The organism is Arthrobacter sp. MDT2-16 (assembly GCF_054510925.1).
The window spans coordinates 867,574-885,662 of the sequence record NZ_JBTNDP010000001.1; the positions used below are offsets into that span (position 1 = coordinate 867,574).

19 protein-coding genes are annotated in these 18,089 nt (G+C 66.4%); 16 read left to right on the plus strand and 3 right to left on the minus strand.

The window, feature by feature from the left end; genetic code table 11:
- Positions 1-33: 33 nt before the first annotated feature.
- The 3 genes from ACX80N_RS04160 (at position 34) to ACX80N_RS04170 (ending at position 2,469) form a co-directional block, all read left to right on the plus strand.
- Positions 34-1,275: a sensor histidine kinase gene (locus tag ACX80N_RS04160; protein ID WP_459338393.1), complete on the plus strand. Its 1,242-nt coding sequence runs from the start codon at positions 34-36 to the stop codon at positions 1,273-1,275.
- Positions 1,272-1,967: a response regulator transcription factor gene (locus ACX80N_RS04165; protein ID WP_459338394.1), complete on the plus strand. Its 696-nt coding sequence runs from the start codon at positions 1,272-1,274 to the stop codon at positions 1,965-1,967. The genes ACX80N_RS04160 and ACX80N_RS04165 overlap by 4 nt, the downstream gene beginning before the upstream one ends.
- 169 nt (positions 1,968-2,136) lie before the next feature.
- Complete coding sequence (locus ACX80N_RS04170; RefSeq protein ID WP_105031975.1) at positions 2,137-2,469, plus strand: DUF6968 family protein; 333 nt, start codon at positions 2,137-2,139, stop codon at positions 2,467-2,469.
- 182 nt (positions 2,470-2,651) lie between these two features.
- Here ACX80N_RS04170 and otsB read toward each other — a convergent pair whose 3' ends face one another.
- A complete protein-coding gene (otsB, locus tag ACX80N_RS04175) occupies positions 2,652-3,428 on the minus strand; it encodes a trehalose-phosphatase (RefSeq protein WP_459338395.1) in 777 nt (258 codons plus the stop codon).
- A 201-nt stretch (positions 3,429-3,629) separates the two neighbouring features.
- On the opposite strand from otsB, the gene ACX80N_RS04180 reads away from it, so the two are divergent.
- From ACX80N_RS04180 to ACX80N_RS04195, 4 genes are all read left to right on the plus strand, one after another.
- Positions 3,630-4,061, plus strand: coding sequence for a universal stress protein (locus tag ACX80N_RS04180; protein ID WP_105031977.1), 432 nt, complete (start codon positions 3,630-3,632; stop codon positions 4,059-4,061).
- Positions 4,062-4,268: 207 nt separating this feature from the next.
- Positions 4,269-4,955 carry a class I SAM-dependent methyltransferase gene (locus ACX80N_RS04185; RefSeq protein ID WP_459338396.1) on the plus strand — a complete coding sequence of 229 codons (687 nt, stop codon included), beginning with the start codon at positions 4,269-4,271 and terminating at the stop codon, positions 4,953-4,955.
- A gap of 109 nt (positions 4,956-5,064) precedes the next feature.
- Positions 5,065-5,352, plus strand: a complete 288-nt coding sequence (locus tag ACX80N_RS04190; protein ID WP_105031979.1) for an ArsR/SmtB family transcription factor — start codon at positions 5,065-5,067, stop codon at positions 5,350-5,352.
- On the plus strand, positions 5,342-5,731 hold the full coding sequence (locus ACX80N_RS04195) for a VOC family protein (protein ID WP_459338397.1): 390 nt from the start codon (positions 5,342-5,344) through the stop codon (positions 5,729-5,731). The genes ACX80N_RS04190 and ACX80N_RS04195 overlap by 11 nt, the downstream gene beginning before the upstream one ends.
- 63 nt (positions 5,732-5,794) lie before the next feature.
- Here the strand turns inward: ACX80N_RS04195 and ACX80N_RS04200 are convergent, their stop codons facing one another.
- Together ACX80N_RS04200 and ACX80N_RS04205 are read right to left on the minus strand one after the other, a co-directional pair.
- Positions 5,795-7,051: a multidrug effflux MFS transporter gene (locus ACX80N_RS04200; RefSeq protein ID WP_459338398.1), complete on the minus strand. Its 1,257-nt coding sequence runs from the start codon at positions 7,049-7,051 to the stop codon at positions 5,795-5,797.
- 216 nt (positions 7,052-7,267) lie between these two features.
- Complete coding sequence (locus tag ACX80N_RS04205; RefSeq protein ID WP_105031982.1) at positions 7,268-8,356, minus strand: LacI family DNA-binding transcriptional regulator; 1,089 nt, start codon at positions 8,354-8,356, stop codon at positions 7,268-7,270.
- Positions 8,357-8,565: 209 nt separating this feature from the next.
- Here ACX80N_RS04205 and ACX80N_RS04210 point away from each other — a divergent pair, with 209 nt between their 5' ends.
- From ACX80N_RS04210 to ACX80N_RS04250, 9 genes are all read left to right on the plus strand, one after another.
- A complete protein-coding gene (locus tag ACX80N_RS04210; RefSeq protein WP_459338475.1) occupies positions 8,566-9,411 on the plus strand; it encodes an ABC transporter substrate-binding protein in 846 nt (281 codons plus the stop codon).
- Positions 9,412-9,506: 95 nt separating this feature from the next.
- Positions 9,507-10,295, plus strand: coding sequence for an amino acid ABC transporter permease (locus ACX80N_RS04215; RefSeq protein WP_105031983.1), 789 nt, complete (start codon positions 9,507-9,509; stop codon positions 10,293-10,295).
- Positions 10,292-11,059: an amino acid ABC transporter ATP-binding protein gene (locus ACX80N_RS04220; RefSeq protein WP_459338399.1), complete on the plus strand. Its 768-nt coding sequence runs from the start codon at positions 10,292-10,294 to the stop codon at positions 11,057-11,059. The genes ACX80N_RS04215 and ACX80N_RS04220 overlap by 4 nt, the downstream gene beginning before the upstream one ends.
- Positions 11,059-12,105 (plus strand): Gfo/Idh/MocA family protein, encoded by a 1,047-nt coding sequence (locus tag ACX80N_RS04225; RefSeq protein ID WP_459338400.1) that lies wholly within the window; start codon positions 11,059-11,061, stop codon positions 12,103-12,105. The genes ACX80N_RS04220 and ACX80N_RS04225 overlap by 1 nt, the downstream gene beginning before the upstream one ends.
- Positions 12,106-12,138: 33 nt before the next feature.
- On the plus strand, positions 12,139-13,254 hold the full coding sequence (locus ACX80N_RS04230) for an NAD(P)/FAD-dependent oxidoreductase (protein WP_459338401.1): 1,116 nt from the start codon (positions 12,139-12,141) through the stop codon (positions 13,252-13,254).
- Positions 13,255-13,604: 350 nt separating this feature from the next.
- Positions 13,605-14,525: an SIS domain-containing protein gene (locus tag ACX80N_RS04235; protein WP_459338402.1), complete on the plus strand. Its 921-nt coding sequence runs from the start codon at positions 13,605-13,607 to the stop codon at positions 14,523-14,525.
- A gap of 73 nt (positions 14,526-14,598) precedes the next feature.
- Positions 14,599-15,513 carry a PfkB family carbohydrate kinase gene (locus ACX80N_RS04240; RefSeq protein ID WP_459338403.1) on the plus strand — a complete coding sequence of 305 codons (915 nt, stop codon included), beginning with the start codon at positions 14,599-14,601 and terminating at the stop codon, positions 15,511-15,513.
- A 6-nt stretch (positions 15,514-15,519) separates the two neighbouring features.
- The gene (locus ACX80N_RS04245) at positions 15,520-16,629 is read left to right on the plus strand and encodes a LacI family DNA-binding transcriptional regulator (protein WP_459338404.1); all 1,110 of its coding nucleotides are present in this window, start codon (positions 15,520-15,522) and stop codon (positions 16,627-16,629) included.
- Positions 16,630-16,772: 143 nt separating this feature from the next.
- Complete coding sequence (locus tag ACX80N_RS04250; RefSeq protein WP_459338405.1) at positions 16,773-18,089, plus strand: ABC transporter substrate-binding protein; 1,317 nt, start codon at positions 16,773-16,775, stop codon at positions 18,087-18,089.

The window sequence follows — 18,089 nt, forward strand, 5'->3', positions numbered from 1 at the left end:
CCCGCGCCGGTGCGTCCGTGGTTGACTCGATCCGTGCGAACTATCAGGGAGGGCGGACACGGTGCTCCCCGGCGGACCGCAGCAGTTCCGTTGGCGGTCCTTCTTGCGGCAGTCACCTATCTCGGAGCCGGTGTCGGCGGGATCCTGGAACCGGCCCAGGATCTGCTCCTCACCACCCTGCAAGCCGTGCTCGTCGCCGGACAGGCAGCCGCCCTGCTCTTCCGCTGGACCGCACCCGTACGGGTCTTCGCCGCCGTCGTGCTGCTGCACTGCGGGCTGCTCGCCTCCAGCGCCGCCGAACTGGGTATCGGGAGCCTGGCAGTGATGCTCGCCGCCTTCCACCTCGTCCGCCGGTCCGAGCGGCCCGCTGCCCTCCGGGTGCTCTCCGCGATGGCCGTCCTCAGCAGCCTGGTGGGGTTGGTCGCCGCCCTCCACTCCGGCCTCCTGCCTCTTCCGATGGTCTTCGGCCTGATCGGTGCGCGGCTCGTCTTCGAGTACCTGGTTCCCGCCCTGATCGCCGAGTTCAGCCGCGGCCGGGCGCAGCTCCGGGAGGCAGCCCGCGAGCGCCAGGACTTCATCGAACGTGAGCGGATCCACCTCCTACAGCAGGACCGCCGCGCAGAGCGCACGGCACTCGCTCGCGAACTCCACGACATCGCAGGTCACCATCTGTCCGGCATCATCGTCAGTGCGCAGGCAGCCGGCGCGCTGATGGCGTCGGACCCGGAACGGAGCCGCTCGATGCTCCGCGAGCTGGAACAGGAGGCCCGTGCGACGATGGTCGACCTCCGCGGAACCGTGGGACTGCTACGCCCTGACGACGGCCCGAGAATCGACGACGGACGTACCACCATCGGTATCCCCGGGCTGGCCGACCTGCCGGCGCTCATCCACGCAGCCGCCGGGCGGGGCCAGAACGTCGCCTTCACCGTCACGGGCGAAGAGTTCCGCCTCGGGCCCGTGGCGGAAGCGTCCGTCTACCGGACCGTGCAGGAGTCCCTGACGAACGCCGCCCGCCATGCGCCGGACGCCAGTTGCACCGTCTCGCTCGAGTACCGGACGGAGGAGATGGTGGTCACCGTGGAGAACGCGCCGGGCGCCGGATTCCCGGCACGGGCGGCGGAGGGGACACCGGGTGGTCGGGGGTACGGACTCGTCGGGATGAACGAGCGTGCCGAACTGATCGGAGCCGATCTCGCGACGGGTCCGACGGCGGGCGGCGGGTGGCGCAACCGGCTCCGCATCCCTCGCCCTGCCCGCGGACAGCGACCATGATCCGCGTGATCGTCGCGGACGACCAGCTCATCGTCCGCACCGGGCTCTCCGTCCTGCTCGGCTCGGCGGAGGACATCACGGTGGTCGGTGAAGCCGCGAACGGCGAGGAGGCCGTCCGTCTGACCAGGGAGCTCCGGCCGGATGTCGTGTGCATGGATATCCGCATGCCCGTCATGGACGGCATCACGGCGACGGCCGCCATTACGACCGATGATTCGCTGCACGGCGACGTGCTGATCCTGACGACGTTCGACATCGACGACGACATCTTCGCCGCCCTCGAAGCCGGCGCTGCCGGGTTCCTGCTCAAAGGGGCGGACGAGGACACGCTGCTCGACGCCGTGCGATCCGTCGCCCGGGGCGGTGGGACGCTCGACCAGCGCCTGACGCGCCGGATCCTGAAGGAGTTCGGCCGGCGACGCCCGGCACCCTCTCCGGCATCACCGCAGCCCCGGTCCGTCCAGCTCGCGACGCCGCTGACCACCCGTGAGCTCGAGGTCCTCCACCTGCTGGCACAGGGCCTGTCCAATGCGGAGATGGCGACCCGGCTCTTCGTGGAGCAGACGACCATCAAGTACCACCTTGCGGGGCTGCTGCAGAAGACGGCATCGCGTGACCGCCTGCAGGCCGTGCTGTGGGGCATCAGGAACGGCTTGATCGACGTGGACGCGCACACCGAGGACCGACCGTGAGCGAGGAGCGGCCGCTGACGCAGCCGCAGCCGCAGGGGTGTGCGCACTGTCAGGTCTTCACACTGATGCATTGGAACCGGCGTGAACCCCACCCCGTTGGCAAGAAGCGGTGGGCGGACTCTGAGAACCCCCGAATCACCCGACGATCCTCCGTTCCGAAAGGACCTCGATGACACCCGACTACGCGTTCGATCCCGCAGCGATCATCGGAAGCAGAACAATGCAGAGCTCCACCGGGAAGGACGTCATCGTCGAGCTCTGTTCACCTGCAAGAATGCCGGACCCACCCTTCGACTGGTTCTGCGCCTACAGGATCACTGGCCTCGACGATGACGCGATCGACGGCAGAGCCCTTGGGATCGACGCCATCCAGGCTCTTACACTGGCCCTTGTCCACGTCGGGGACAGGCTGAGGACAGCCACGACCGGCCTGACCTTCCTCGGACGGAACGACCTGTTCCTTCCCACGACACCTGTACCCGACCCCTGGGCTGCCCGGTAAGCCACCCCGGGGACCGTCGAAGGCACGTGCCTGCACGAGCGACGATCCGAAGCATTCCGGCGCTCCTCACGCTGTCATGGCGTCCAGGGTGGCTCGGCGACCGGGTCGGGGTGGCCCTGCCGGGTATCTTCGCTCGGCAGCAGGGGGACTGGCGGCACGACGCCCTCGGGGCTGCTGTTCGCCTAGGGCAGTGCGCCGTCGAGTTCCTGCAGCCAGGACCGGAACTCCTCAGGTCCCCCGAAGTGCGCACCGGGGATCCGGCGCACCTCCGGAGCGATGTCCGCGCCCTCGACGACCAGCGCATGACCGCCGGCAGCGATCGCTGCTTCGAAGGCCGGCACGTCTCCGCGATCGTCGCCGGCATAAGCCACCGATTCGAGACCGTTGGCGCCGATGATCCTGCGCAGGGCGGTGCCTTTGTCCTGATCGAGCGGCATGCGGAGTTCCTCGACGAACTTGCCCGGCTCACGCCGTAGACCGTGCGTCTCCGTCGCTGTTCGGATGATCGGTGCAATCAGCTCCACGGCGCGGTCCCGGTCCGGAGCACGTCGCCAGTGCACGGCCACGGCGAGGGACTTGTCCTCGATATGGATGCCGTCCACGCCATCCAGTTCCTGGTGCAGCATCACCGCGACCTCCTCGATGGCGGGTAGCCACTGCTGCGCCTCCGGGCTGACCTCGATTCCGTCAGGTGTGAGGCGCTCCAGACCGTACGAGCCGTGGAGTTGCACGGCCGGTATGGTGGCCTGCCGTGCAAGGAAGGCCACCGGCCGGCCGGACAGGAGGGCGACGACGGACACTTTGCGCGCGAGGCTCGCGAGGATCTCATCGGTGCCCGGCAGTAGTGCGCTCAGGGCAGGATCATCAGTGATCGGAGCGAGGACGCCGTCGAAATCCATGACGATCCCGGTACTCCCACCGGCTGTCAAAGCGCGCAGTGCCGCGGTTGCCTGATCCATGACAGCAACCCTAGCCCGACCGCGCCGTCGAGCGTCGGGCACGATGATCACCCCGCGGATCCATCAGGCCAGGTCGAGTGTTCTGGCGTTTCCCTACGGTAGTACCCGTCGCGCAGGCGCTGGCGATGCAGCGTGGCGTCAGGGAAGATATCAGACGTGCCCCGTTGGTCGGGATAGCAGGAACCTCACAAAGGAACAGGAATGCCGAACCCCATCGTCGTCGGAGTCGACGGCAGCGCAACCGCGCAGAAGGCCGCAGAAGTAGCCAGGGATCTCGCTCTCGCGCTCGGTGCCCCACTGCTCGTCGTCTCGGCTTTCGATAGCGATCATGTCGAGGTGAGGCGCAGCGGATCGGAGGAATTCATCATCTCGGCGGCCAACGCCGCTGAGAGGGCGGTCGAGGGCGTCATCAAGAGCCTCCAGAGTCATGACCTCGAGGTCACCCACACCGTTGTCCGCGGCAAACCGGCGGAATCGCTGGTGAGCGAAGCGGCCCGCGTGGAAGCTCGCATGATCGTGGTCGGGAATCGCCGCATGCGTGGCATCGGCCGGGTACTCGGCAGCGTCGCCAACAGCGTCGCCCACACCGCCTCGTGTGACGTGTATATCGCCAACACCTACGACGCCGAATAAGGCGAACGAGCGCCTGAGCGGGCAGGACGGACGACAGCCGGTCACCATCGGGATTATTGCCAGAACGGCAAATTTGTTTGCTCGCCGGTGCAATCATCCGAGAACCTTGGTCCAGGAGGTCCTCATGAATCAGAGCAAGCCGGCCGATGTGGCCGACGGGGTGGTTGTCGATGCGCGACCTCGCGAGAAGGAAAGCGTGGACGCCCGATGAGCGAGCATGCCGCAACGCATCCGGCGGCGCCTTCCGTGTTCTGGGAGAACCGGTACCAGGAAACCGGCACCGTATGGTCCGGACGGGTCAACGCGACGACAGCCGACGTCGTCCGCGGTCTGCAACCGGGGCGAGCCGTGGATCTCGGGTGCGGTGAAGGCGGTGATGCGATCTGGCTGGCGCAGCAGGGCTGGAACGTGACGGGCGTGGACATCTCGCCCACCGCCATCACTCGGGCGAGGACGGCAGCCGCCACTGCCGGCCCCCTGCCGGGAACGGTGCGGTTCGACGCTGTCGACCTGGAATCCTGGTCGGACGGTGAGGACGACGGCGACGGGTACAACCTCGTCTCCGCATCCTTCTTCCACTCCCCGGTCGCCCTGACCAGGACGTCCATTCTTCGCGCTGCCGCATCCCGCACAGTCACCGATGGCCACCTACTCATCGTGACCCACGCAGCAGCACCTCCATGGGCGCCTCCCGAGACACACAGGAAGCACACCTTCCTCACACCGGACGAGGAGATCGCGGAGCTCGGACTCGACCGGGATCTCTGGGGGGTCCGCATCGCCGAGACCCGGAGCCGCACGACGACAGGACCCGACGGCGAGGCCGCGACCCTCGACGACGGCGTCGTCCTCCTGCGACGTCGTCGGCCCTTCAGCCCGCGACACCCCTCGTAGGACATCCCCGCATCGGCTCATGCACCGCGGGGCGATCCGACCCCGCCCGCCCCACCTCACCCGCCGGCGACACTTTACAGGTAAGCGCTCACTTACCTATGCTGTCGGTGTGACGGACATCTATCGGGCGTTGGCCGACGAAACGCGGCGGGCGCTGCTGGATGAACTCCTGGGTCGGAAGCAGCAGACCCTGTTCGAGCTGTGTTCGAAGCTCGCAACGAATCACGACCTGACTCCGACACGCCAGGCAGTGGCGCAGCATCTCGACGTCCTGGAGTCAGCCGGTCTTGTGCACTCGGAGCGGAGCGGACGCTACCGGTTCCACACCATCGACACATCGCCTTTGGCCGAGATCCTCGACCGATGGCCACCGGAAAGGCAGAGTCATGAAACTTGAAGCAGTCAGCATCTTCGTCGACGACCAGCAGCGAGCCGTGGACTTCTACACGCACCACCTGGGCTTCGCGGTGTCCGCGGACATACCTATGGGCGAGCACCGATGGCTCACCGTGATCGAGCCTGAACGCCCCCGGGGCACCCAGATCTCCCTCGAGCCGAAGGGGCACCCTGCCGTCGCACCCTTCACCGATGCACTCGCCTCCGATGGCATACCCTTCTGCGTCCTCGGGGTCGCCGACGTGCAGGCCGAGTACGAGAGGCTGACCGCCCTGGGCGTCACCTTCACACACCCTCCTACCGACATGGGGCCTGTGATCGTGGCCGTACTCGATGACACCGTGGGCAATCTGCTGCAGCTCGCACAACTCGTCGGCTGACCTCGGGTACGGAATGCCGCGGACCGCTGAACCCGGGGCTTCACCGGACCGATCGGGCCGTCCTCATAGACCTTTCCGACCGGATCTCCTGACGCCGGAGATGAGGAGGAGGCCGCCGATGGAGGCGCAGCACAGCATGACGACGGCGGTCGGCACAGGGGAAGACAGCCCGAACATGCCGGAGACAGGAGCAATGACGGCCGATCCGGCCATGTTGGATGCTCCGAGGAGGGACGCTGCAGTGCCGGCACGCAGGCCGTGGTGCTCCAGGGCCGTGGCCTGAAGTGCCGGGGACACCAGTCCGAAGGCGGTCGTGAACGCCATGATCGGCGCGGTCAGGCCCCACAGGCCGAACTCCGGGGCCACGCCGACGCTCAGCAGCAGGATCACCATGGCTGCCACCAGGGCGACCGCCCCGATGCGGATCACGAGCACGGACGAGGAGCGCCGGGCAATGAAGCCTCCGACCTGCGCCCCGAGCACCATCAGCGCACCCTGGGCCCCGAACAGCAGTGCGTAACCCGTAGGGGTCAGCCCGAACACTTCCTGCAGCAGGAAAGCACTGCCCGCCATGTACGACATCATCGCCGCGAACAGGAATCCTCCGGCCAGCGCGAGGTCGCGGAACTGACGGTCGCCCAGAAGACTGCGGTAGTCGTCACGCACGCGCACACCCTTCCGGAGCAGGCGGCGGTCGGCAGTGTGGGTCTCATTGCGCAGCAGGATCACCCCTGCGATACAGAGCAGCACCAGACCATAGAGGAGCAGGATCCAGAAGAGCCCTCTCCATCCCACGACCTGCAACAGCTGCGCGCCAAGGGCGGGTGAGATCACCACGAACACTCCCGAGGCAATGGCCAACCGTGCCAGGAACACCAGCAACTGCTTGCCGGCATACAGGTCCCGGACGATCGCAAGGGCGATGACCGCACACGCCGCCGAGCCCACGCCCTGGAACGCCCGGCTCACGATCAACCACCCGAGGTCAGGGGCGAGGGCGCACGAGGCTGTCGCGAGGCAGTAGACGACGATCATCACCGAGAGCGGACGGGCCCGTCCGACAGCGTCGGACACCGGTCCTGACGCCAACTGACCGATCCCCATACCGATGAAGGCCGCCGTGAGAGTGAGCTGGACGCCGGACTCGGGGGAGCCGAAATCGCGGCGAATCGTAGGAAGGGACGGCAGGTACAGGTCCATGGTCAGCGGCCAGATCACCTGGAGCATCACAAGGGCGAGGACGAGAAGAACGACCCGCTGTCGAGGTCCCGTCTGATCGGTTCGGGACGGGTCGGGAACCACGTGAGCTGTGTGCTCCATGCAGCGGGCCTCCTGGATAGCGCTTTCCCTCCATCTAAGTACGGATCGCTGTATCTGGATAGGCCGGAGAAGTCGACCCGGGGACCTCACGAGTCGCATCGGACGAACCCGCGGGAGTCCTCGATCCGGCATCATCGGCCGGGGCGTGACTATCGACCGGCGCGTGAACGAGTGCCGGTGCACATGAAGCTATCGATGCTCGCCATGCCCCCACATCTACACGGAGACTCTCGGCCGGCGGTCCGGGGCCCCCACCGACCCGCGGAGCAGTAGCTCCGATTCGAACAGCAGATTCCCAGGCTGCAGCGGACGCCCCAGGATCTGATCGAGCAGCGCAGTTGCCGTCGCTGCCCCGATGTCGTAGACGGGTTGGGCGACCACCGTGATGGGCGGTTTCATGAGCTGCGCCCACGGCATGTCGTCGTACATCATGAAGGACACGTCATCGGGGATCCTCATATCGAGGTCCTGGATGGTGCGAAGTACATCCAGGGCGATCAGGCTGTCGGACGCGATGATCGCCGTGGCCGGCGACGCGCACTGCAGCAGTTCCTCGACGATCTCGCGGATGGGTTTCGGCTTGCCCGCGCTCAGGCGGATCAGATCCTCGGATGTCGGGATGCCGGCGGCACGGAACGCTCTGCGCATGCCGGCCAGACGTTCGGACACGGGGTTGGTGCCCAGGTCCAGCTCCTCGCCGGGCGACCAGCTCCCGACGTCGAGCGACGAGATGTACCCGATGCGGGTATGTCCGACCTCGATCAGGTGACTCACCGCTTCGAACGCCGTCCCGTCCATCTTCGCCATGGCGGCACTCACTCCCAGGGCGGGGATCTGGCGGTCGAGCAGCACGAGCGGACGGCCCGATTCGACGACATCCCGCAGGTGGTCCACCGACAGTTGCGAAGCAGGCGCCACGATCATGCCGTCGACGCGCTTGTCCAGTAGGACGCGCACGGCTTCCGCTTCTGCGGTGACATCCTCCCCCGTATTGATGAGGATCACGTCGAAACCCTCTGCTTTGGCGGCATCCGAGATGCCCCGCATGGCGAGGCTGAAGAAGGGATTCTCGATGTCTCCCACCACGACGCCGAGCGTCTTGGACCTGCCGGTATTCATGCTCCGCGCTACTTCGTTCGGACGGTACTCCAGCGCCGCAGCGGCCGCCAGTACCCGGGAGCGGACCTCATCACTGACAGCACCGTAGGCACCCAGTGCCCGAGCGGCCTGCGCCTTCGACACCTTCGCTTCCCGTGCGACATCTGCGACCGTCGCATCCTTGCGGCGAGAGGAAGAAGTACTCATCGTGACCTTTCCGGAAAGGTTGACCCTCAACGGATCAGTGTGTAGATTCCTCAGCAACCCAAATGTGAGTCCGGTCTCACTCTAACGGATTGAGACCGGACTCAACGAGGGGTTGGCCTTCCTTCTTCCAGCAACTTCCCGGCTGTCCGGCACCGAAGTGCCATCATCGATTGGACGAACCAGTGAACAGAGTCTTCCGCTTCCGCCCCATGGCCACCGCCGCGGCCACCACCCTGACCGCACTGCTGGTCCTCACGGGATGCGGGTCCTCCCCTTCGGCATCCCCGGAGGAGAACCCCTATGGCCTGATCGAACCAGGCACCATCCGTGTGGCGAGCCTGGGTGATGCCAAGCCCTACACGTTCACGGATGAGAGCGGGAACTTCACCGGTTTCGACGTCGAACTGTTCCAGGACGTAGCAGGGCGCATCGGCGTGGACGACGTCGTCTTCACCGGGCAGGATTTCTCCGGCCTGCTGTCGGCCGTCGCGAACGGGCAGTTCGACGTCGGTGTCGCAGCCATCGGCATCACGGAGGAGCGCAAGCAGACCGTGGAATTCTCGGAGGGCTACCTCGCCGGCTACCTCACCGTCATCACCACGAAGGACTCAGGCGTGAAGGACGCCGAAAGCCTCGACGGTCACCGGCTGGGCGTCGTGCAGGGGACCTTGCAGGAGGCATACGCGGTGAAGAACTTCACCGACACCGACCTCGTCCGCTTCCCGGACAACAACTCGGCCATTGCCGCCGTCAACGGCGGGTCCGTCGATGCCCACTTCCTCGATTACGAAGCGGCCAAGGACTACACGGAGAAATTCGGCCTGGTCTCGGCTGCGGACATCCCGTCGTTCGATGCTCCGGCAGGGTTCGCTCTCGCCAAGGGCAACGACGAGTTGAAGACTGCGCTCGACGAGGGTCTGGCCGAGGCGATGGAGGACGGTACATGGAAGGAGCTCTACGAGAAGTGGTTCCCCGGCTCGCCGATGCCCGAGCAGTACCTGCCGTCCGCCGAACGCACGTCCGAGCCGACTCCCGAACCGACCCCGAGCAACTAGCTCGGGTCTCGTCCACCCGAGAACCCACTCGGGAACACCCTCCAAGGGGGCCGCAGAGCGGCCCGCACCCCGGCTACAGACACTGAGAGCTAGACATGGACTTCCTGGACAATCTGACCAAGACATTTCTCGACGTCGACGCGATGCTCGCCGTCCTGCCCCAACTGCTGGGCGTCGGCCTGGTCAACACGCTGATCATCTCCGCTGCAGCAACGGTCATCGGGGTGGTGCTGGGAATGGTGGTCGCCGTGATGGGCATATCGACATCGCGCTGGCTCCGGATCCCTGCCCGGATCTACACGGACCTGTTCCGGGGGCTACCCGCCATCCTGACGATCCTGCTCATCGGTCAGGGCTTCGCCAGGATGAGTCAGGAGATCTTCGGGCCCTCGCCGTATCCGCTGGGCATCATCGCTCTCAGCCTCATCGCCAGCGCCTACATCGGCGAGATCTTCCGCGCCGGCATTCAAAGCGTGGAGAAGGGGCAGCTGGAGGCCTGCCGTGCCCTCGGCATGGGGTACGGCAAGGCCATGGCGCTGGTCGTCATCCCGCAGGGAGTGCGACGGGTCCTTCCAGCCCTGGTGAACCAGTTCATCGCGATCGTGAAGGACTCCTCCCTGGTCTACTTCCTGGGCCTCCTGGTCTCCGAACGTGAACTCTTCCGCGTCGGCCAGGACGCAGCGGTACTGACAGGGAACCTCTCGCCCCTGGTGATGGCGGGAGTCTTCTACCTAATCATCACCGTCCCCCTGACCCACCTGGTCAACTACTTCGATGCCCGCTTCCGCAGCGGACGGCGCCGCCCCACAGCCCCCAGCAGCGGACTGAACGAAGTCAAAGAACTCGATGCGGTCACGCCGCACATCACAGGGAGCAACACATGAGCACCTCCACGAACACCTCCGCCGATCTCCTCAGGTTCAGGGGGTCCAGCCTGGAAGTCCGGGACCTCACGATGGCCTTCGGCGACATCAAGGTCCTGCGCGGTGTGAGCCTGTCGATAGCCCCGGGAACCACGACCTGCATCATCGGGCCCTCGGGCTCGGGGAAGTCCACCCTGCTCCGCGGCATCAACCGCCTCCATGAACCCGCGGGCGGGGACGTGCTCCTCGATGGAGAGAGCGCGCTGAACGTCAAACCGGACGTCCTGCGCAGTCGCATCGGCATGGTCTTCCAGCACTTCAACCTCTTCCCCGACCACACCGCACTCGAGAACGTCGCGCTCGCGCTCTGGAGCGTCAAGGGCATGTCGAAGGCGGAAGCCAGGGAACGCGCCCGACGCCGGCTCGCCGAGGTCGGCCTCGCCGAACGCGCCGACCACCGCCCCCGGGACCTCTCCGGAGGCCAGCAGCAACGCGTCGCCATCGCCCGGGCCCTGGCGATGGAACCGGAAGTCATGCTGTTCGACGAAGCCACCTCCGCACTGGATCCGGAACTCGTCAAGGGCGTCCTGACCCTCATGGCCGGTCTCTGCGAGCGCGGGATGACGATGGCCGTCGTCACCCATGAGATGGGTTTCGCCCGCAGGGTCGCCGATCAGGTGGTGTTCATGGACGAGGGTGAAGTCATCGAAGCCGGCAAACCCGCCGACCTCTTCGACAACCCCCGGAGCGAGCGCCTCCGGCGGTTCCTGTCGGAGGTCCTCTGATGCGCGATGCCGGCCTCCTCCGCACCGCCGTCCTCGGGTTCGGCGTATCCGGCAAGGTCTTCCACGCCCCGCTCATCGAGGCGGACCCGGGCTACTCACTGGACGTGATCGTCACCGCGAACCCCGCCCGGGCCGGCCTCGCCGCACATTCCTATCCCGGAGCCCGGATCATCGGAACGGCAGAGGAACTGTTCGCCGCTCTCGATTCCGGTGAACTGGAACTGGACCTCCTCGTCCTGGGGACACCTCCCGGCACACATGTGGAACTGGCGAACAAGGCCTTCGACCGCGGGCTGAACGTCGTCGTGGACAAACCCTTCGTACCCACGAGCGCGGAGGGCGAGATCCTCATCGGGCGAGCTGCCGGGGCCGGGGTGATGCTCACCGTGTTCCAGAACCGTCGCTGGGACGCGGACTACCTGACACTGAAGAAACTGCTCGATGACGGCGCCCTGGGACAGGTCCGGTCCTTCGAGTCCCGGTTCGAGTGGTGGATGCCCGAGGGCTTCGGCAACTGGCGGGACGAGGCCACCATCGCCGAAGGCGGGGGGATCCTCCACGACCTCGGAGCACACCTCATCGACCAGGCCATCGAACTTTTCGGCCCCGTTTCCGGGACCTACGGCGAGACCGCAGCGCACACCCCCGGCAGTGGCGCCGACCAGGACAGCTTCGTGTCGCTGCAGCACCGGTCAGGAGTCCGGTCGCGGCTGTGGATGAACGGTCTTGCAGCACAGGTCGGAGCCCGGTTCCACGTCCTCGGATCCACCGCCGGATACACCAAGTGGGGGCTGGACGGGCAGGAAGCGGCACTGGCATCCGGAATGCTCCCCACCGATGAGAAGTACGGCGTGGAGCCCGACAGCAGGTGGGGCCTGCTCGGTGTCGACGGCGCGACGGTGCCCGTACCCGCCGAGCGCGGCAGCTACCCCACGTTCTACACCCTGCTTGCCGCAGCGCTGCGCGACGGGACACCACCCCCGGTCGATCCCGCCCGATCGGTCGCGGTCCTGCGGATCATCGAGAAAATCCACGGCGCCGGCTGACCGGCCGACGCCTCCCCAGAAAGAGAGTTATCCATGACCCCCTCCCCCTCCCGCGTGGCCGTTATCGGCGGCGGCATCCTCGGCGTCTCCGCCGCTGTCCACCTGCTGCGCGGTGGTGCGTCCGTCGTCCTGGTGACCGAGGCCGAGCTGGCCAGCGGCGCCTCCGGGCGGTCGCTGTCCTGGCTGAACTCCGCAGGCGAACGCACCACCCCGTACCACGAGCTGCGCGTGGCCGGCATCGACCGGTACCGCACGCTCTTCGCTGCGGACCCGACCCGGGAATGGCTCCACTTCGACGGCGGCCTCCACTGGGCAGCCGACGGTGAGGACGACACCACCAGGGACCGCCACGCCTACGAGAAGGCGCACGGTTACGACTCGCGACTGGTCACCCCCGAAACGGTCGGCGACTACACCACGGGCATCAATCCGGAGTCCGTCCCCGGCGCGGCCATCTTCAACCCGGGCGAGGGATGGGTCAGCCTGCCGCACCTGATCGAATTCCTCATGGACGAGTTCAAGCACCGCGGGGGCGAACTGGTGACTCACGCAGGCAAGACCTCCGTCCAGGTCACGGACGGACGAACCACCGGGGTGACAACCGCGCAGGGCGAGCAGTACCACGCCGACACGGTCGTGGTGGCCTGTGGCCCGCAGACACCCGCCGTGGTCAAGGAACTCGGGGTGGAGATCCCCGACGCCTCACCGGTGTCGATGCTCGTCCTCACCGAACCGGTAGCCCAGGAGGTGCGACCCGTCATGAACACCCCGCGCGCCGCGCTCCGGCCGAATCCCGGGAACACCCTGGCGCTGGACCATGACTGGTACGAGGAAAGCATCACCGAGAACGCGGATGGCACCTACACCATCCCGGAATCAGTGGTGCAGCAACTGGCGGACGAAGCCTCCGTGCTGCTCCAGGGAGAACCGCCGCTGAAGGCTGCCTCGTGGAAGCTCGGTCGCAAGCCGATCCCGGGTGACGGTGAACCCGTCTTCGGAGAGCTGCAGGAAGTCCCCGGGTGCTTCGTCGCCTTCACCCACTCCGGGGCGACCCTCGGGCTCATCGCAGGCGAACTGCTGGCCGAGGAGATCCTGACCGGACAGAAGCATCCGATGCTCGCGACGTTCCGGCCCGAGCGGTTCCACTGACAGAACCTGCTCCGCGCACGACGACGGCCTCCGGGTCGAGGGACCTGCAGCACCCTCGACCCGGAGGCCGTCCCGTCTGTAGGGACAGGAGCATTGCGGTGATCACGGTCGATCGGACGCCCGGTCGGTCGATCCGAGCCGTTTTCTCGCCGACCCGTTGACTTCTCCTGCCGACCCGGCGAAGATTGAGCGTGATTGATACCGGTATCAACTCGTATCAGTCGTCGCCTCGTAGACGAGAGCGGTTCCCACCAGCAGGAGGAGAAAACGAGTTGCTCGGCTTCAACAAAGAGGAAACCCAGGCCCAGATCAGAAGCGCGATCGCCCTTCGCCCCGAGATCGAGAAAACCGTGGCATTCATCGAGGAGCGTGGTTACGACAACATCTACTTCATCGGCGCCGGCGGCACCTACGCAGCTGTCCTGCCCTACGAGCTCTACTTCCAGGCGCACTCCACCCTCCCGGTGCGTGCGGCCATCGGCAAGGAGCTGATGCTGGCCCAGGACGCCGCCTTCGGTGAGCGCTCCATCGCCGTCTTCACCTCCATCTCCGGCACCACCGAGGACGTACTCGAAGCCATCGAGTTCGCCAAGTCCAGGGGCGCCTACACGATCGGTTTCACCGGGTACGACGACAGCCCCTTCGCCCAGGCCGTCGACTGCTCGATCATCTCCGCACCCAAGACCTGGTTCGATGTCCAGCTCCTGCTGTTCACCACGGGGGTCCTCAGTCGCCGCGGCGAGTTCGACGACTACGAGGCCTTCGCCGACGAACTCACGAACCTGCCCGACGCGATCGTCGCCACTGCGGAGCGGGCCGAGCCCATCGCGGAAGCCTTCGCGAGGAAGCACGCCGACACCGACTACTACTTCGTCGTGGGCGCGGGCAACCTGTGGGGCTACGCCTACCTCTACTCCATGTGCGTGCTCGAGGAGATGCAATGGCTGCGCACCACGCGCGTGCATGGCGCCGAGTTCTTCCATGGATCGCTCGAGCTCATCGAGAAGGACACGGCACTGCTGCTGTTCAAGGGTGAGGACCAGAGCCGGCCCCTCATGGACCGCGTCGAGAACTTCGCGGTGAAGTACAGCGACGACGTCACCACCATCGACACGAGGGACTACGCGCTCGAGGGCGTCAGCGAGCGCTTCCGACCCTTCATCGGCCCGATGGTCATCGACGCGGTCACGCATCGCTTCAGCAAGCACCTCGAGGCCGTCCGCGGGCACTCGCTCGACCTACGACGCTACTACCGCGTCGTGGAGTACTGAGTCCCCAGGAGACGTATCCGGTTGCGGGGGGGGGGGAAAGACCCACAACCGTTCGATCATGAAAAGAGCAGATGTGAGAGTTGCGGGTTTCGGCGACAACATCGTCGACCGGTTCATCGACCGCCGGATCATGTATCCCGGTGGCAACTGCGTCAATTTCGCCGTCTACTCCCGACAACTCGGCGTCGACTCCGCCTATCTGGGCGTGTTCGGAGACGATCACCACGGGCGTTTCGTGCACGGGATCCTGGACAGCCTCGGCATCGACCTGCGCCGCTGCCCGTTCCGGGACGGCCCCAACGGCGCCACCGATATCGAGGTCGTCGACGGGGAGCGTTTCTTCCGCAGCTGGAACGAAGGCGGCGTGACCGCCAGTGCCCCCTTCCACCTCACGCCCGACGACCTGGTGTACCTAAGCGGGTTCGACCTCATCCACTCCAGCGTCTTCTCGGCCTCCGTACCGGAGCTACCCGCGCTACGCACCACAGGTGCGCTCGTCTCCTTCGACTTCTCCGACGACCCGGCGCACCGGACGGACGACTACCTCCACCGCGTCGTACCAGCCATCGATCTTGCGCTCGTGTCCTTCGCCGGCGCAGTCGAGGCGCAGGTCGAGGACGAGGTGCGACGCATCGCCGCCCATGGCTCACCGCTCGTGCTCGCCACCCGCGGCCCGCACGGCGCCGTACTGTTCGACGGCGAGGACTTCCACCGCGTGGGTGCGACCGGCACGGATCCCGGGCGCTTCAAGGACACGATGGGTTGTGGCGACGCCTTCCTCGCCGCGTTCACCCTCTCACTGCTCCGCTCAGGATGGTCGCGCGCTACTCCTCCGTCGTCCGCCGACATCCGGGACGCTCTCGCCGACGGCTCCCGCTACGCGGCGCTCCAGTGCTACGTCGAAGGCGCGTTCGCGCACGGACGACGCTTCGACGATGAGGAATACTCGAATCATGAACAGCGTCGAGTGTCCTCAGCCGGAAAATAGGCGGCGATGACGTCGGACCGCCCCCGTCCCACCTCCTCCCCCACGATCTCCGAAGTAGCCGCCGCGGCCGGCGTGGGGCGCGCCACGGTGGCCCGCAGCCTCGGTGGCTACGGATCGGTGAGTGAACCGACCAGGGCGCACGTACTGGCCGTGGCCGCGCGCCTCGGCTACCGTGCGAACAGCCTTGCGCGCAGCATGACCACGGGGGTCACGAAGACCCTCGGCGTCGTGCTCGCCGACATCGCGAATCCGTTCTTCGCCGGCGTCCTGCGGGGCCTCTCCGACACCGCCAAGCAGGAGGGCTACGACCTCCTGGTACTCAGCACCGATGAGAAGCTCGCCGAGGAACAGGCCGCGGTCGGCCTCCTCCTCGACAAGCAGGTCGACGGACTGGTCATCGCGTCGGCCGCCACTGCCGGTGACGACCTGAGTCACCTCCTGGCCGCCAGGGAGCGGAACACCCCGCTCGTGCTCATCGACCGGCTGGTGAGCGGCTTCGACGCGGACTCGGTGGTCATCAACAACCGGGAGGCGGCGAGGGAGGCCGTCACCACCATGATCGCCGCAGGACACACCCGTATCGGTTTCGTGTGGGGGCCGGTCACGGTGCAACCGGCAGAGGATCTGGGGACGATGCGCTCGGTCATCGCCGGAGCCCTGTGGAGCGATGGTGAACGACTCAGCGGATACCTCGATGCGCTGCTCGAAGCAGGCATCGAGTTCGACACCTCGCTCGTGACCCATGTGCTGAAGACCGAGGGCCAGGCGGCGCGGGCCGTCTCCGGGATGCTCGCCCTCGCACAACCACCGACGGCGTTCTTCACCACCGAGACCGACGCGACGGTGGGAACCCTACGGGCACTGCGCACCCGCGGACTGCGCTACCCGGACGACGTCTCGCTCCTGGGTTTCGACGACACGCCCTGGGCGGCAGTGATGGACCCACCCCTCACGATGGTCGCCCAGCCCATGCAGGAGGTCGGTGCGAGGGCCGCCGAGATCGTCACCGGACGCATCAAGGGCGACGATTCCGACGTCGTCCACGACGTCCTTGACGCTCGACTCGTCCAGCGCCACTCCGTGCAGCACCGCGCCGCACGCGCACTGCCCCTCTGACTCAGAAATCTCGCTGAAGGACTAGGCAGGGTCCTCTCTCCTTGCTATCGTCTGATACCGGTATCAACTTTGATACCCGGCACCACTTCTGATCCAACGGCGGGTCTGCGCTGCAGCTGGCCGTACCAGCGAAAGAGAGAACGATGCTGAAAGTCAGGCAGATCGGATTGGCTGCGGTTGCTGCCATGGCCGTCACCCTCACGGGCTGCGGGTCGTCAGCTCCGCAGGAGACAGCGGACCTCGCAGCCGTGCCCGAGTACTCGGGCACGCTGAGCATCCTCACCAAGTTCGGTGGTGAACCCCTCGAGAGCTACTTCTCCGACCTCGCCTCCGAATACACGCAGATGCACCCCGATGTGCAGTTCGAGCTCATCCAGGAGACCGACCAGAGCATCAAGGACAAGACCAAGACGCTCACCGCGTCCCAGGCGCTCCCCGACATCTACTTCACCTGGGCCGGTGACTGGGCAGCCAACTTCGTCGATGCCGGACTGGCTGCCGACCTCACCCCGGTCATCGAGCCGGGTACCGAGTGGGGCGACACATTCGGCGAAGCCTCCCTGAGCGCATTCCAGTACGACGGCAAGTACTACGCCGTGCCGCTCTACAACAACGGCAAGTTCATGGGCTACAACGAGAAGATCTTCACCGAGCTCGGCATCGAGCCTCCCACCGGTTTCGACGAGCTCATCAGCGCGTGCGGCACCATCCGGGACGCCGGGTACGAACCCATCGCCTTCGGGAACAAGGACGGCTGGCCGGCACTGCACTACCTCCAGCAGCTGTTCGCCTACAACGTCCCGCAGGACACGCTGCAGGCCGATTTCGACCCGGAGACAGCTACCTGGGAGGACGAGGGATACATCAGGTCACTCGAGCAGTTCTCCACCCTCGTGACGGCGTGCACAGGCTCGGGCGCCGATTCGAACGGCGTCCTCTACACCACCGCCCAGCAGGCGCTCGCCGAAGGGCGTGCCGCCATGTACTACCAGGAGATCCTCGAGTTCGACACCTCGGCCGCAGAAGGCACACCCCTCAGCAAGGACGGCTTCGGGATCTTCCCCCTGCCCGTCCCGGCAGGCGCGAAGGGCGATCCTGGCGCCATCGAGGGCTCACCCGAGGGATACATCATCAACGCCCGCTCCGAACGGGCCGCCCTGGCGGCCGACTTCATGAGGTTCGTCACCGAATCGGCGAACGCCTCGACGCTCTCCGCACCCCCCTACGGCCAGCCCAGCGCCGTGGTAGGAGCGGTCACCGCTGACAGCTCGAGCCCGAGCGTCGTGAACGGCATCGAAATGGTCAATGACGCGTCCTCCACCGTCATCTGGCTCGACTCCGTGACCGTCCCCGACGTCGCCGACGCATGGCTGGCCGGTGGCGAGGCCCTCATCAGCGGTGACAGCACCCCCGAGGAGATCCTCTCCAGTGTCCAGGCCGCATCCGAAGCCTCCAAGTGA